Source organism: Streptomyces sp. NBC_01381 (assembly GCF_026340305.1).
Classification (GTDB): Bacteria; Actinomycetota; Actinomycetes; order Streptomycetales; family Streptomycetaceae; genus Streptomyces.
In genome coordinates this window covers 1122836-1137276 of record NZ_JAPEPI010000002.1, presented here as the reverse complement: position 1 = coordinate 1137276, position 14441 = coordinate 1122836, and the positions used below count along the sequence as shown (strand labels likewise).

At 70.5% G+C, this 14441-nt stretch carries 16 protein-coding genes; 5 read left to right on the top strand and 11 right to left on the bottom strand.

Features of this window, described 5'->3' with window-relative positions:
- Positions 1–136: 136 nt before the first annotated feature.
- From OG453_RS26920 to OG453_RS26900, 5 genes are all read right to left on the bottom strand, one after another.
- Entirely contained in the window at positions 137–1168 is a 1032-nt protein-coding gene (locus OG453_RS26920; RefSeq protein ID WP_266871092.1) for a cell division initiation protein, read from the bottom strand.
- A gap of 60 nt (positions 1169–1228) precedes the next feature.
- Positions 1229–1708: a pantetheine-phosphate adenylyltransferase gene (gene coaD, locus OG453_RS26915; RefSeq protein WP_266873143.1), complete on the bottom strand. Its 480-nt coding sequence runs from the start codon at positions 1706–1708 to the stop codon at positions 1229–1231.
- A 26-nt stretch (positions 1709–1734) separates the two neighbouring features.
- Entirely contained in the window at positions 1735–2328 is a 594-nt protein-coding gene (gene rsmD / locus OG453_RS26910) for a 16S rRNA (guanine(966)-N(2))-methyltransferase RsmD (RefSeq protein WP_266871091.1), read from the bottom strand.
- A 71-nt stretch (positions 2329–2399) separates the two neighbouring features.
- Positions 2400–4622 carry an ATP-dependent DNA helicase RecG gene (gene recG, locus OG453_RS26905; RefSeq protein WP_266871090.1) on the bottom strand — a complete coding sequence of 741 codons (2223 nt, stop codon included), beginning with the start codon at positions 4620–4622 and terminating at the stop codon, positions 2400–2402.
- A 72-nt stretch (positions 4623–4694) separates the two neighbouring features.
- On the bottom strand, positions 4695–6350 hold the full coding sequence (locus OG453_RS26900; protein WP_266871088.1) for a DAK2 domain-containing protein: 1656 nt from the start codon (positions 6348–6350) through the stop codon (positions 4695–4697).
- A gap of 252 nt (positions 6351–6602) precedes the next feature.
- Between OG453_RS26900 and rpmB the strand changes: the two genes are divergently transcribed.
- On the top strand, positions 6603–6788 hold the full coding sequence (gene rpmB, locus OG453_RS26895; RefSeq protein ID WP_064070327.1) for a 50S ribosomal protein L28: 186 nt from the start codon (positions 6603–6605) through the stop codon (positions 6786–6788).
- A gap of 88 nt (positions 6789–6876) precedes the next feature.
- On the opposite strand, the gene thiD is transcribed toward rpmB, so the two are convergent.
- A complete protein-coding gene (gene thiD / locus OG453_RS26890; RefSeq protein WP_266871087.1) occupies positions 6877–7680 on the bottom strand; it encodes a bifunctional hydroxymethylpyrimidine kinase/phosphomethylpyrimidine kinase in 804 nt (267 codons plus the stop codon).
- 2 nt (positions 7681–7682) lie between these two features.
- Positions 7683–8648: a thiamine-phosphate kinase gene (locus OG453_RS26885; RefSeq protein WP_266871086.1), complete on the bottom strand. Its 966-nt coding sequence runs from the start codon at positions 8646–8648 to the stop codon at positions 7683–7685.
- A gap of 209 nt (positions 8649–8857) precedes the next feature.
- On the opposite strand from OG453_RS26885, the gene OG453_RS26880 reads away from it, so the two are divergent.
- Entirely contained in the window at positions 8858–9091 is a 234-nt protein-coding gene (locus tag OG453_RS26880; protein ID WP_016642988.1) for an Lrp/AsnC family transcriptional regulator, read from the top strand.
- Positions 9092–9117: 26 nt separating this feature from the next.
- The gene (locus OG453_RS26875) at positions 9118–9600 is read left to right on the top strand and encodes a DUF3515 domain-containing protein (RefSeq protein WP_266873142.1); all 483 of its coding nucleotides are present in this window, start codon (positions 9118–9120) and stop codon (positions 9598–9600) included.
- Between the two features lie 12 nt (positions 9601–9612).
- Here OG453_RS26875 and OG453_RS26870 read toward each other — a convergent pair whose 3' ends face one another.
- The 3 genes from OG453_RS26870 to OG453_RS26860 are packed head-to-tail and all read right to left on the bottom strand — an operon-like array spanning position 9613 to position 12615.
- On the bottom strand, positions 9613–10794 hold the full coding sequence (locus OG453_RS26870; protein ID WP_266871085.1) for a D-alanine--D-alanine ligase family protein: 1182 nt from the start codon (positions 10792–10794) through the stop codon (positions 9613–9615).
- Between the two features lie 34 nt (positions 10795–10828).
- Positions 10829–11839, bottom strand: coding sequence for an NAD(P)H-dependent glycerol-3-phosphate dehydrogenase (locus OG453_RS26865; RefSeq protein WP_266871084.1), 1011 nt, complete (start codon positions 11837–11839; stop codon positions 10829–10831).
- Complete coding sequence (locus tag OG453_RS26860) at positions 11836–12615, bottom strand: 1-acyl-sn-glycerol-3-phosphate acyltransferase (protein WP_266871083.1); 780 nt, start codon at positions 12613–12615, stop codon at positions 11836–11838. Before OG453_RS26860 ends, OG453_RS26865 begins: the two co-directional genes overlap by 4 nt.
- 145 nt (positions 12616–12760) lie before the next feature.
- Between OG453_RS26860 and cofC the strand changes: the two genes are divergently transcribed.
- Positions 12761–13396, top strand: a complete 636-nt coding sequence (cofC, locus tag OG453_RS26855) for a 2-phospho-L-lactate guanylyltransferase (protein WP_266871081.1) — start codon at positions 12761–12763, stop codon at positions 13394–13396.
- A gap of 13 nt (positions 13397–13409) precedes the next feature.
- On the top strand, positions 13410–13613 hold the full coding sequence (locus tag OG453_RS26850) for a hypothetical protein (protein WP_266871080.1): 204 nt from the start codon (positions 13410–13412) through the stop codon (positions 13611–13613).
- Between the two features lie 81 nt (positions 13614–13694).
- On the opposite strand, the gene OG453_RS26845 is transcribed toward OG453_RS26850, so the two are convergent.
- A complete protein-coding gene (locus tag OG453_RS26845; protein ID WP_266871079.1) occupies positions 13695–14354 on the bottom strand; it encodes an HU family DNA-binding protein in 660 nt (219 codons plus the stop codon).
- Positions 14355–14441 lie beyond the last annotated feature (87 nt).

Sequence of the window (14441 nt, the reverse complement as noted above, 5' to 3'; positions counted from 1 at the left end):
CTGGAAGTTCAAGGAGGCCACCCCGCCATGAGTGAGAACTAGGTGCTCTCTCACAAGCCGGGCAGCCTGGATCGCGGACGTACGCGCGACCGAAGAGCCAGGATACTGGACCATTCGCTCTCGGCCCAATCCGGTACTAGCGACCCTGTTCGTACTGGCGCAGCTGCTCCGCGGTGATCATGCCGGTGTCGAAGAGGCTGGCCTCCTCCAGCGCCGCGGGAGCCTCGTACTGAGGCTGTTCGTAGCCCTGCTGCTGGTAGCCGTACGGATCCTGCTGCTGGTAGCCGTACGGGTCCTGCTGGGCGTACTGCTGCTGGTACGCGTACTGGTCCTGCTGCTGGTAGGCGTACGGGTCCGGCTCCTGCTGGGCGGCCGGGGCGTAGGGCTGCTGGGCCGGGATCTGCGGGGCCGCCGGGGGCTGCTGCGGGGCGGCGGGCGCTGCGGCGGCCATGGGTCCCGCGAGGTCCGCCAGGTACTCGGCGTCGGTGGTGTGCGCCTGGGAGGAGCCGTCGCCCTGGGCCAGGCCCGCGAGGTCGTCGGCGGGGGCCCTGCCGTGCAGCGTCTGGCGGCCGCGGCCGACCGCCTCCAGGGTCTTGGCCAGGACCGCCTCGAAGGCGCCGAGCTTGGCGTCCACGTACGCGTCGGCGTCCCGGCGCAGTGTCTCCGGGTCGTGGCTGCGCTCCGGGGCGTCCTCGTCCTCGTAACCCTGCTCGTCGAGGCCGGGTCCCGTGCCGAGGAGCTTCTCGCGGCCGCGGCCGACGGAGCCGAGGGTCTTGGTGAGGACGACCTCGAAGTTGGCGAGCTTGCTGTCCACGTAGTCGTCGGCCTCGACGCGGACCTCTTCGGCGGCCTGACGGGCCTCGGCGAGGATGCGGGCCGCCTCGCCCTGGGAGTTGCGGGCGACCTCCGTGTCGGAGATCAGCGAGCCGCGTTCGGCGTGCGCGGTCTCGATGATCCGCTCGGCCTCCTGGCGGGCCTGCTCGACCAGCTGCTCACGGCCGCCGATCAGCTCCTGGGCCTGGGCGAGGGAGCCGGGCAGGGCCTGGCGCACCTCTTCGAGCATCGAGAGCAGATCGGCGCGATTGACCACGCACGAGGCCGACATGGGCATGGACCGGGCGCTGCCGATCGCCTCGACGATCTCGTCGATCTTCTTCTGCACGTCCACCGTGTGCTCGCCACTCTCTACAGCTCGTTGGGAGACGGACGGGAAGACTGTAGCCCCTGATCAGCCTCTGGCGAGGCGCTTGTTGAGGGCTTCGAACACCAGCGGGGGCACCAGGTGCGCGACGTCGCCGCCCCACGCCGCGACCTCCTTGACGAGCGAGGAGGACAGGAAGCTGTAGGTGGGGTTGGTGGGCACGAAGAGGGTCTCGACGCCCGAGAGGCCGTTGTTCATCTGGGCCATCTGCAGTTCGTAGTCGAAGTCGCTGACCGCGCGCAGGCCCTTGACGATGGCCGGGATGTCCCGCTGCTTGCAGAAGTCGACGAGGAGGCCGTGGAAGGACTCGACCTCGACGTTCCCGAAGTCGGCGGTGACCTCACGGATCATCTCGATCCGCTCCTCGACGGAGAAGAGGCCCTTCTTCGACTGATTGATCATCACCGCGACGTGCACCACGTCGTACAGCTTGGAGGCGCGGGCGATGATGTCGAGGTGTCCATTGGTGATGGGGTCGAATGACCCCGGACAGACGGCGCGGCGCAACTGAAGTCCCTCGCTCTCCGGTCCGGTCATGGCGCGATCACTGAGTCGTCGCACGTAGAGGCGGCGCGACCGTACCAAAACGTGCCTTCGCCGTAGCGACGGGACCTCAGCGCTTCGAAACCGTCGGGCCAGCCGAATTCTCCGCCTCTGGTACTGCGTTCAACGGTGACGAGCGCGTCGTCCGTGAGCCAGCTTTCCGCGCGGAGTGTGAGCAGGATCTCCCGAAGATCGTCATCGGTGACGGCGTACGGCGGGTCGAGAAACACCAGGTCGTACGGGGCGCTGGGGGTGCCGCCCTGGACGATCTGGGCTGCTTTGCCCGCCCTCACCTCGGCGCCGGGCAGGCCGAGCGCCTTCACGTTCTCCCTGATGGTGCGCACCGCGCGGGCGTCCGTCTCGACGAGCAGGGTGTGGGCGGCGCCGCGGGACAGCGCTTCGAGGCCGACGGCGCCGGACCCGGCGTACAGGTCGAGGACGCGTGCGCCGTCGAGCGTGCCCTGGAAGGCCTGCCAGGTGGAGAACAGGCCCTCGCGCGCGCGGTCCGACGTGGGCCGCGTGCCGTTTCCTGGCGGGACGGCGAGGCGGCGTCCGCCGGCCGTACCGGCGATCACGCGGGTCATCTGAGTCCTTGTCGGTGTACGTACGGGATGGTGCCGTCCCAGTGTCTCAGCCGACGCCCCATGGCCGCCGCTCAGCCCTTGTCGAGGTACTGCTCGCGCTCGGCGTCGAGCAGGGCGTCGAGGGCGGTGCGCAGCGCGGGCAGGTGCTCCAGGTCCGGGTCCTTGGAGACGACCGAGACGGCCTCCTCGCGGGCCTCGGCGATGATCTCCTCGTCCTCGATGACGGCGAGCATGCGCAGGCTGGAGCGGACACCGGACTGCGCCTGGCCGAGGACATCGCCCTCGCGGCGCTGCTCCAGGTCGATGCGGGAGAGCTCGAAGCCGTCGAGTGTCGAGGCGACGGCGCCCAGGCGGGCGCGGGCGGGGCTCGCCTCGGGCATGTCGGTGACCAGGAGGCACAGGCCCGGGGCCGAGCCTCGGCCGACGCGGCCGCGCAGCTGGTGCAGCTGGGATACGCCGAAGCGGTCGGCGTCCATGATCACCATCGCGGTGGCGTTCGGGACGTTCACGCCGACCTCGATGACCGTCGTGGCGACCAGGACCTGGGTCTCGCCCGCGGCGAAGCGGCGCATCACCGCGTCCTTGTCGTCAGGCTGCATCCTGCCGTGCAGGATCTCGACCTTGAGGCCTTGGAGGGGTCCCTGGGCGAGCTGCTCGGCGACCTCGATGACGGCGAGCGGGGGCCGCTTCTCCCCCTCGTCCTCCGGGGACTCCTTCTTGGCGCCCTTCTTGGCGCCCTTCTTGGGGTCGTCCTCCTCGTCGCCGATCCGGGGGCAGACCACGTACGCCTGATGGCCGTTCTCCACCTCCTCGCGCACGCGCTCCCACGCGCGGGCGAGGAAGTGGGGCTTGTCCTGGGCGGGGACGACATGGCTGGCGATCGGCGAGCGGCCCGCGGGGAGCTGGTCGAGGACCGAGGTCTCCAGATCGCCGAAGACCGTCATCGCGACCGTGCGCGGAATGGGCGTGGCCGTCATGACCAGGAGGTGCGGGGGCTGCTTGCCCTTGCCGCGCAGGGCGTCGCGCTGCTCGACCCCGAAGCGGTGCTGTTCGTCGACGACGACCAGGCCCAGGTCGTGGAACTGGACCTTGTCCTCGATCAGCGCGTGCGTGCCGATGACGATCCCGGCCTCTCCGGTGACCAGGTCGAGCAGCGCCTGCCGGCGTGCGGCGGCGCCCATGGAGCCGGTGAGCAGCGTGACCTTGGTGGCCTGCTCGGAGCCGCCCAGCATGCCGCCCTCGGCCAGCTCGCCCATCGTCTCGACGATCGAGCGGTGGTGCTGCTGGGCGAGGACTTCGGTGGGCGCGAGCATCACGGCCTGTCCGCCCGCGTCGACGACGGCGAGCATGGCGCGCAGGGCGACCATCGTCTTGCCGGACCCCACCTCTCCCTGGAGGAGGCGGTGCATCGGGTGCTCGGTCGCCAGGTCGTCGAAGATCTCCTTGGAGACCTTCTCCTGGCCTTCGGTGAGCGTGAAGGGCAGCTTGGCGTCGAAGGCGTCGAGCAGGCCGCCCTCGCTCGGTCTGCGGGCGATCGCGGGCAGTTGCGCGTCCGCGTACCGCCGCCTTGCCAGGGCCACCTGGAGGACGAAGGCCTCGTCCCACTTCAGGCGGTCGCGGGCGGAGGCGATGTCCGCCTTCGAGTGCGGCCGGTGGATCTTCAGGAGCGCTTCGGGGAGCGGGATGAGCCCCCGGCCGTCCCGGAGGGCGGGCGGCAGCGGATCGGCGGCCTCCTGGGCGCTGGGCAGCACCGCGTCCACCGACTTGGCGATCTTCCAGGACTCCAGCTTGGCGGTGGCGGGATAGATCGGGATGAGCGCGCCCGCCCAGGAGCCGACCGCGTCGGCCGCGTCAGCTGCGTCGTCTGGGTCGCCCCGCAGCAGTTCGTACGCGGGATGGGCGAGCTGCATCTTGCGGTTGAAGAGGGACACCTTGCCCGCGAACATCGCGCGCGTGCCCGGCAGCAGGTCCTTGTGCGGCTTGTGGATGCCCCGGCCGAAGAAGACCAGCTGGAGCTGGCCGCTGCCGTCGGTGATCGTCACTTCGAGTCGCTGCCCGCTGCCCCCGTTGAACCTCAGGACGCGGGCGGTCGCGACCTGGGCGACCACCGTGACGTGCTCGTCCAACGGCAGTTCGGCGAGGCGGGTCAGCTCACCCCGCTCCGCGTACCTGCGCGGGTAGTGGTGCAGCAGGTCGCCGACGGTGTGCAGGTCGAGGTGCTCGGCCATCACCTTCGCGGTGGGAGGACCGACCACTTTCTTCAGGGGTTCATCGAGCGCGGGCACGAGATCCATTGCACACCACGCCACTGACAATCCGGCGTACGTCCCCCGAATCCGCCGCAGGCCGATGGCGCCACACGCCGGCTACTCGACGCCGATGAGGAGCAGCGCCGACTGGCGTCCGCCGCGGTAGACCACCGTGTCGACGGCGAGATGGACCTCGCGCACATGCTTCTCCAGCTCGTCGGCGAGGCTGTCGGGCACGCTCTCGCCGAGCACCAGCGTGACCATCTCGCCGCCCGCGGCCAGCATCCGGTCCAGGACGGTCCGCGCGGTGTCGGTCGTCTCGTCGCCGATCACCGCGACATCGCCGTCGATCAGGCCGAGGACGTCCCCGGCCTGGCAGATGCCCGCCATGGTCCACGACTGACGCTCGGCGACGGCCAGTTCGCCGTACCGCGTCGCGCCGGCCGCCGACGTCATGGCGACGACGTCCTCGTCGAAGCGGCGGTCCGGTTCGTGCACGGCCAGGGCCGCGATGCCCTGGACCGCGGAGCGGGTGGGGATCAGCGCGACCCGTACGCCCTCCGTGCGGGCCTGCTCGGCGGCGGCCGCCGCGGTGTGACGCAGCTCGGCGTCGTTCGGCAGGAGCACCACCTCGCGCGCGTGCGCCCGCCGGATCGCCTCCACGAGCTCCCCGCTGGCGGGCGGCTCCCCGGGACGCGTGAGCACCGTGGTCGCCCCGGCCTCCGTGTAGAGACCGGCGAGCCCCTCGCCCGGTACGACGGCGACGACCGCGCGCTGCGTACGTTCCTGCTCCCCGGGCGGCTGCGCGGCACCGGCGGTGTGCGCGTCGCCCGCTCCGAAGTGGGTGATGCGGATGCGGTGGGGCCGCCCCGCCTCGACGCCCGCCTCGACCGCGGCCCCCGCGTCGTCCACATGGACGTGGACGTTCCACAGGCCGTCGCCGCCGACGACGACGAGCGAGTCGCCGAGTCCGTCAAGCCGCGTCCGCAGGCGCCCGACGGCCGCGTCGTCCGCCTCCAGGAGGTAGATCACCTCGAAGGCGGGGCCCGCCTCGTCGGCCGCCGTGTCCGCGCACTCGACGGGCTCCACGCGCGCGTGCCCGCTAGCGGCCGCCTTCAGGAGCACCGTCTCCCCGGAGAGGGCCCCGACCAGTGCCCCGAGGACCGCCACGAGCCCGCGCCCTCCGGCATCCACCACTCCGGCCCTGTCAAGCACCGCGAGCTGCCCGGTCGTCGCCTCCAGCGCCCGGCAGGCACCGTCGTACGCGGCCCGCGCCACCGCCCCGCAGTCCCCGCCCGTGCCGGCTGCCGCGTCCGCCGCCGCGGTGGCCACCGTGAGGACGGTGCCCTCGACGGGGTGCGCGACCGCCTGGTAGGCGGATTCGGCGGCCCGCCGCAGCGCGACCGCCAGCGTCGGCCCGTCCGCGTGATCCGGGTCACTGCGGTCCCCCGTCCCGGCGCCCAGCACCTGCGCCATCCCCCGCAGCAGCTGCGAAAGGATCGTGCCCGAGTTGCCGCGGGCCCCGATCAGGGCGCCGTGCGCCATCGCCCGCATGGCCTCGGCCAGCGAGGGGCGGGCGGGCTCCAGGCCGGTGAACACCGCGTCGACCGCGCGGGACGCCGATTCCACGGTCAGATAGAGGTTCGTTCCGGTGTCCCCGTCCGCGACCGGGTAGACGTTGATCGCGTCGATCTCCTCGCGGGCCCCTCCCAGGGCGTCCAGAGCGAGGCGGCACCAGGCGCGCACCGCGACGGCGTCGACGTTCTGCGGCACCTGCTGGCCTCCTCTAAGGCATCCGGAATGGACGCAGCGTAGACCCGGACGGCGGGCGGGCCAGGGGTGGGCCCGAGACGGAGCCCGGGCGAGACATGGTAGTTTCGTTCTACCGAAGCAGTCGTTGTATGCTGCTCCGGTTGCCCGATACCCATCGGGCCATTCCTCCTGGCAACGCCACCCACGATCATTGCACTGATCCCGGCATGCCGGGTTTAACCGTAAGTGCATCTGAAGTCTTTGGAGTGACCCGTGGCTGCCAACTGCGACGTCTGCGGCAAGGGGCCGGGCTTCGGCAACAACATCTCGCACTCTCACCGCCGCACGTCCCGTCGCTGGAACCCGAACATCCAGCGCGTTCGTGCCGTGGTCAGCGGGACGCCGAAGCGGCTCAACGCCTGCACCTCGTGCATCAAGGCCGGCAAGGTCTCGCGCTGACGCAAGTAAGCGCGGCCACCTAGCTGGTTGCTGAAAGAGCCGGTCTCCCTCGGGGGACCGGCTCTTTCGTATACCCGCGCGCTTCTTACTACTGCTCCCTGAACCGCCACCCATGATCCACAGGCCCGATCCCGCCCCCGAGCGCGAACCCGGCCGCGATCGCCCCAGTGACGTACTCCTTCGCGGCGGCCACCGCCTCCGGCACGGGCAGCCCCTTCGCCAGGTGCGCGGCGATCGCGCTGGCGAGGGTGCAGCCGGTGCCGTGCGTGTGGCGGTTGTCGTGCCGCGGCGCGCGCAGCCAGTGCTCCTCGGAACCGTCGGTGAGCAGGTCGACCGCGTCGCCCGGCAGATGGCCGCCCTTGATGAGCGCCCACTTCGGGCCGTACGTGAGGAGCGCCGCCGCCGCCCGGCGCATCCCGTCCTCCGACTCGACGTGAATGCCCGTCAGTTGGGCGACCTCGTCGAGGTTCGGGGTCGCGACCGTGGCGACCGGCAGCAGTTTCGTACGGACCGAATCGAGCGCGGACGCGGCGAGCAGCGAGTCGCCGTGCTTGGAGACGCCGACCGGGTCGACGACCGCGGGGGCGTCCGTACCCGCGAGCAACTCGGCCACCGTCTCGACCAGTTCGGCCGATGCGAGCATGCCGGTCTTCACCGCCTGTACGCCGATGTCATCGACGACGCTGCGGTACTGGGCCCGCACCGCCTCCCCCGGCAGCTCCCAAAAACCCTGGACGCCCAGGGAGTTCTGCGCGGTGACGGCGGTGACGACGCTCATGCCGTGGGTGCCGAGCGCCAGCATCGTCTTCAGGTCGGCCTGGATGCCCGCGCCGCCGCCGGAGTCGGAGCCGGCGACGGTCAGCACGCGAGGGGGCCGTGAGAACGCCGTCATGCTCAGTCCTCGAGGTTGTCGCCGAAGTGGTCCCAGCCCTTGCTGGTCCAGGGCGCGCCGTCCACCGTCACCTGGGGCAGCGCCGAGGGGTTGAGGACCTCACCGATGACCTTCCAGCGTGCGGGCAGCTTCACGTCCGCGGGGAACGTCGCCACGATCGCGTGGTCCTCGCCGCCGTTGAGCACCCACTGCAGCGGGTCGACGCCGACGGCCTGCCCGATGTCGTTCATCTGCGAGGGCACGTCGACGTCCCCGGAGCGGATGTCGATGCGCACCTTGCTCGCCTCGGCGATGTGCCCGAGGTCCGCGATGAGTCCGTCGCTCACGTCCGTCATGGAGGTCGCGCCGAGCCCGGCGGCAGCGGGGCCCGCGTGGTACGGCGGCTCGGGCCTGCGGTGAGCCTCCACGAAGGCGCGGGGCGAGCGGAAGCCGCGCGAGAGCACCGCGTGCCCGGCGGCGGACCAGCCCAACCATCCCGTGACGGCGACGACATCGCCGGTCTTGGCGCCCGCGCGCGTGACCGGTTCGTGGTTGCGCAGATCGCCGAGCGCCGTGATCGCCACGGTGATCGTGTCGCCGCGTACGACATCGCCGCCCACGACGGCCGCACCCGCGACCTGGCACTCGTCCCGCAGGCCGTCCATCAGCTCGGTGGGCCAGCTGGCGGGCAGTTCGGCGGGGACGACAAGACCAAGGAGCAGCGCGGTCGGCACGGCGCCCATGGCGGCAATGTCGGCCAAATTCTGCGCGGCGGCCTTACGGCCCACGTCGTACGCGGTGGACCAGTCGCGGCGGAAGTGCCGCCCTTCGAGGAGGATGTCGGTGCTCGCCACGACCCTGCGGTCGGGGGCGGACACGACGGCGGCGTCATCGCCCGGACCGAGCCGGACGGCCGGGGTGGAGGTGAGCCGTGAGGTGAGTTCCCTGATGAGCCCGAACTCCCCCAACTCGCCGACGGTTCCCTTCACCGGGACTCACCATGCCCTTTCACGCTGCTCGGCTTGCGGTCGCGAGCCGTCACTGTCATAGGTACGGTCGAGATGACCGTCAACTTCGGTTGTCCGTCCACCGCGATGTGCGCGCCACAGCTCCCCCGGGTCTCCCCGCGAGAAGCGGCGACGCGGTACCGTGGCGTCCCTTCTCCCCACATGATCCTCGTGGCCGCCCTGGAGGTTCCGTGGTACAGGCGTACATCCTGATCCAAACAGAGGTCGGCAAGGCGTCGACCGTCGCCGAGCTGATCGGCAAGATCCCAGGAGTGATCCAGGCCGAGGACGTGACCGGACCCTACGATGTCATCGTGCGCGCGCAGGCGGACACGGTGGATGAGCTCGGCCGCATGGTGGTCGCCAAAGTCCAGCAAGTGGACGGCATCACGCGGACCCTGACCTGCCCGGTCGTGCACTTGTAGCCCCCGTCTACCCTTGGCCGGTGAAGATTTCCCGTCGCCGGCGCCGTTGTCTCGTCTCGAGCCCCGCAATCGCACTCCTGATCGCGACCGCGGGCTGCTCCTCAGCAGACGAAGCGGCGAAGGCCTCGGTTCCCACCCCGGACGCCAAGGTCACCGAACTGTGCCGGAACCTGGACAAACAGCTTCCGGAGAAGGTGGACGGTCTGGTGCGCGCCGATCCCGAGCCGAAGTCGGCGCTCACCGCCGGGTGGGGAGACCCGGCGATCATACTGCGCTGCGGTGTCCCCCGGCCGCCGAAGATGAACGACGCCGAGGCGGACGGTGTGACCGTGAACGGCGTCAACTGGCTGCTCGAGGAGCAGGACGACGGCTCGTTCCGTTTCACCTCCACGCTGCGCAAGGCGTACGTGGAGGTCACCCTGCCCGAGGAACGCGCGGGGGGCGGCGTGAGCCCGCTGACGGACTTCGCCGCCCCCGTGAAGAAGACGGTCCCCAAGGGGATCGCGTAACGCCGCCAGGGGCTAGCGCAGCCCCGTCGAGCGGTGCAGCGCCGCCTGGATGAGACGGTCCACGAGCTCGGCGTAGCTGACGCCGCTCGCCTCCCACATCTGCGGGTACATCGAGATGGGCGTGAAGCCCGGCATCGTATTGATCTCGTTGATCACGAACTGCCCCTCCTCGGTGAGGAAGAAGTCCGCGCGCACCAGGCCCTCGCAGGACGTGGCCTCGAAGGCGTCGACGGCGAGCCGCTGGATCTCGGCGGTCTGCTCGGGCGTCAGCGGGGCCGGCACGATCCCGGGCGTCGAGTCGATGTACTTCGCCTCGAAGTCGTAGTAGTCGTGCGACTGCACGGGCGGGATCTCGGCGGGCACGCTCGCGCGCGGGCCGTCCTCGAACTCCAGGACACCGCACTCGATCTCACGGCCGCGGAGCAGCGACTCGACGAGGATCTTGGGGTCGTGGCGCCGGGCCTCCTCGATCGCCTCGTCGAGGCCTTCGAAGGAGTCGACCTTCGTGATGCCCATCGAAGAGCCGCCGCGGGCGGGCTTGATGAACAGCGGCCAGCCGTGCTCGCCGGCGAACTCCGCGATCTTCTTGCGGGCGGTCTGCTCGTCGCGGTCCCACTCGCGCGGCCGGATCACCAGGTACGGGCCGACGGGAAGACCGAAGGAGATGAAGACCCGCTTCATGTACTCCTTGTCCTGGCCCACCGCCGACGCGAGCACACCGGCGCCCACGTAGGGCACTCCGGAGAGCTCAAGGAGCCCTTGGAGGGTGCCGTCCTCGCCGTACGGACCGTGCAGCATCGGGAAGACGACGTCGACCTCGCCGAGCGCCTTGGGCACGGAGCCGGGCTCGCTGTAGACGACCTCGCGGTCGCCGGGGTCCAGGGGCAGGACGACGCCGCCCTCGGCCGACTCGGCGAGCTCGTCGACGTTGGGCACCTTGCGGTCGGTGATCGCCATGCGCTCGGGTGCGTCGGCGGTCAGCGCCCAGCGGCCGTCCGTCGTGATGCCGATGGGCAGGACGTCGTACTTGGTGCGGTCGATGGCACGCAGTACGGCACCCGCCGTGACGACCGAGATGCCGTGCTCCGAACTGCGGCCGCCGAACACGACGGCCACACGCGGCTTGCGGAGCGGCAGCTCAGAGCTCTGCTCGGGGCGCGCCTTGGGGCTCTGGGGGAGGTTCTCGCTGCTCATATCGGCTTGAGGGTACCCGCTGGCCGGAACAGAGTCAGCGGCGCTCGGGCTTGGCGCTGCGCGACATCAGCTCCTTGAGGGCGACGACCGGCGGCGTGCCCTCGTGCACGATGCCCACGACCGTCTCCGTGATCGGCATGTCGACGCCGTGCCGACGGGCCAGATCCAGCACCGACTCACAGGACTTGACGCCCTCCGCGGTCTGCTTGGTGACCGCGATGGTCTCCTCCAGGGTCATGCCCTTGCCGAGGTTGGTGCCGAAGGTGTGGTTGCGCGAGAGCGGCGACGAGCAGGTCGCCACCAGGTCGCCCAGGCCCGCGAGTCCGGAGAACGTCAGCGGGTCGGCGCCCATCGCCAGGCCGAGCCGGGTGGTCTCGGCGAGGCCGCGGGTGATGAGCGAGCCCTTGGCGTTGTCGCCCAGGCCCATGCCGTCGGCGATGCCGACGGCGAGCCCGATGACGTTCTTGACGGCGCCGCCGAGCTCACAGCCCACGACGTCGGTGTTCGTGTACGGGCGGAAGTACGGGGTGTGGCAGGCCGCCTGGAGGCGTTGCGCGATCGATTCGTCGCGGCAGGCGACCACGGCTGCGGCAGGCTGCCTGGCGGCGATCTCGCGGGCCAGGTTGGGCCCGGTGACGACGGCGATGCGGTCGGCGGGGACCTTCGTGACGTCCTCGATGACCTCGCTCATCCGCATCGCGGAGCCGAGTTCGACGCCCTTCATGAGGGAGACGAGCACCGTGTCGGGGGCGAGCAGCGGCGCCCACTCGGCGAGGTTCCCGCGCAGCGTCTGCGAGGGCACGGCGAGCACGGTGAAGTCGGCGCCGGCCGCGGCCTCCGCCGGGTCGGTGGTCGCCCTGAGGTTCGCGGGGAGTTCGACCTCGGGGAGGTAGTCCGGGTTGCGGCGCGAGGAGTTGACGGCGTCGGCGAGTTCGGCGCGACGGGCCCACAGGGTGACGTCGCACCCCGCGTCGGCGAGCACCATGCCGAAGGCCGTACCCCAAGAGCCCGTTCCGAAGACGGCCGCCTTCACGGGGTTCGTCACTTGCTGTCCTCCGGGGTGTTCTCGGGTGCTTCCAGACCACTGCGGCCGGTCGCCTTGCGTCGTTGTGCGAGCCGCGCCCTGCGCGGGTCGTAGGGGGTCTCGGGAGCCTTCTCCCCCCGGATCTCCTCCAGGAGTTCGGTGACCGCGGCCATGATGGTCTCGGTCACCTCCCGCAGGATCTCGGGGGTGGGCTCCTGCTCATAGAAGCGCGAGAGGTCGACCGGCTTGCCCGCCAGGACCTGGAGCTTCTTGCGAGGAAAGAGGCTGAGCTTCTTGCTGTACGGGGGAAGCGCGAGGTTGGCGCCCCACTGCGCGACCGGGATCACCGGGCACTTGGTCTCCAGAGCGACCCGCGCGGCACCGGACTTGGCGGTCATCGGCCACATCTCGGGGTCCCGGGTGAGGGTGCCTTCGGGGTAGAACGCGACGCATTCGCCGCGCTCGATCGCGCCGACCGCGGCACGGAAGGCGTCGAGCGCGTTCGTGGTCTCGCGGTAGACCGGGATCTGTCCCGTGCCCTTCATGACCTTGCCGACGAAGCCGTCCTTGAAAAGGCCGTCCTTTGCCAGAAATCGCGGCACTCGTCCGGTGTTGTACTGAAAGTGCGCGTAGGAGAGCGGGTCGATATACGAGTTGTGATTCACGGCGGTGATGAATCCACCATGCGCAGGAATGTGTTCCATTCCACGCCAGTCCCGCTTGAACAGAACCACCAGCGGCGGTTTAGCGATGACCGCCGCCAGGCGGTACCAGAAGCCGATTCTGCGGCGGGACACTCGGACACCTTCCTCCATGAACCTGGTCGGCCGCACAAGTGTCGCCCCAGGCTGCCTGTCTGTCGAGAACACCGTACGCCCGCCCTCATGGCGAAGCCCCCCAGCAAGTCACAATGGCCCCGACGCGAAGGACGGAGCCGCCCCCTTGCTGTGGACCCTGGTCATACCCCTGAAGCCGCTGGCGCGGGCCAAGAGCAGGCTGGCGGACACCGCGGGCGACCGACTGCGCCCGGGGCTCGCCCTCGCCTTCGCCCAGGACACCGTGGCCGCCGCGACGGCCTGCGCGGCGGTGCGGGATGTGGTGGTCATCACGGACGACGGCCACGCGGGGCGCGAGCTCGCGGCCCTGGGCGCCCGGATCGTGCGGGACGAGCCACCAGGGGGCCTCAACGCCGCCCTGGCGCACGGGGCCTCGGCCGTGCGCGCCGAGCGGCCCGCGGCGGCCGTCGCGGCGCTCAATGCCGATCTGCCCGCACTGCGCCCCGCGGAATTGGCCCGGGTTCTCGACGGGGCGGCCCAATTCCCCCGCGCATTCCTGCCCGATGCCGCAGGAATCGGAACGACACTGCTGTCCGCCGCGCCCGGAACGGAATTGCGCCCCGCATTCGGCACGGCGTCCCGTTCCCGCCACGCGACTTCGGGGGCGGTGGAACTCCTGCTCGCCGGCGTCGATTCCGTACGCCAGGACGTGGACACCGGCGACGATCTGCGGGCCGCGCTCGCGCTGGGCGTCGGACCGCGCACCGCCTCGGCCGCCGCCCGACTGCTGATCGCCGACTGAGTACGCTGCCTCCATGCAGGCGACCGCGTACACGTACGACCCCGAGACCCACAGCGGCAGCGTGCTGCTCGACGACGGCACCCCGGTGCCCTTCGATCCCCCGGCGTTCGACGCGGGCGGCCTGCGGTTGCTCAGGCCCGGGCAGCGGGTTCGCATCGAGGTCGAGGGTGAGGGCGAGCAGCGGCGCATCACGCTGGTGACGCTGCAGACGTTCTGAACCCCCTGGTGGCCCCACACACGCCGCGGGCCGGGCTCCCTGTGGGGAGCCCGGCCCGGCGCGTGAGTGCCCTCGTGCCTCTTACTTCTTGCGGGCGGTCGCCTTCTTGGCGGTGGTCTTGCGCGCCGTCGACTTCTTCGCGGGCGCCTTCTTTGCGGTGGCCTTCTTGGCCGGCGCGGTCTTCTTGGCGGTGGCCTTCTTCGCCGGCGCGGCCTTCTTCGCCGTCGTCTTCTTGGCCGTGGCCTTCTTGGCCGTCGCCGCCTTCTTGGCGGTGGTCTTCTTCGCCGTGGTCTTCTTCGCCGTCGTCTTCTTGGCGGTGGCCTTCTTGGCGGTGGCGGCCTTCTTCGCCGTCGCCTTCTTGGCGGTGGCCTTCTTGGCCGCGGCCTTCTTGACCGTCGCCGAAGCACCGCCGGTCAGGCTGCCCTTGGGCGCCTTCTTGACCGCGACGTCGTTCTTCGGGAGCTTCTTCGAGCCGCTGACCAGGTCCTTGAAGCCCTGACCCGCACGGAAGCGCGGAACCGAGGTCTTCTTGACCCGAACGCGCTCCCCGGTCTGCGGGTTGCGGGCGTAACGGGCCGGACGGTCAACCTTCTCGAACGAGCCGAAGCCGGTGACCGAAACGCGGTCTCCGCTGACCACGGCACGGACGACTGCGTCCAGAACCGCGTCCACAGCGTCGGCGGCCTGCTGACGGCCACCCACCTTGTCGGCAATCGCTTCTACGAGCTGCGCCTTGTTCACGTCTTCCCCTTCGGAGACATCGCCCGAGCGTATTCGCCAGGCTTTTTCGCACGTTAGGCAGATATATACCGCAAATCAAACACGAAA

Bases quoted from the DNA above. Each gene is read 5' to 3' on its own strand.
- rsmD (WP_266871091.1), bottom strand. From the start codon at position 2,328: ATGACCCGCGTGATCGCCGGTACGGCCGGCGGACGCCGCCTCGCCGTC.
- OG453_RS26850 (WP_266871080.1), top strand. From the start codon at position 13,410: ATGCAGGCGACCGCGTACACGTACGACCCCGAGACCCACAGCGGCAGC.
- OG453_RS26870 (WP_266871085.1), bottom strand. From the start codon at position 10,794: ATGAGCAGCGAGAACCTCCCCCAGAGCCCCAAGGCGCGCCCCGAGCAG.
- recG (WP_266871090.1), bottom strand. From the start codon at position 4,622: ATGGATCTCGTGCCCGCGCTCGATGAACCCCTGAAGAAAGTGGTCGGT.
- thiD (WP_266871087.1), bottom strand. From the start codon at position 7,680: ATGACGGCGTTCTCACGGCCCCCTCGCGTGCTGACCGTCGCCGGCTCC.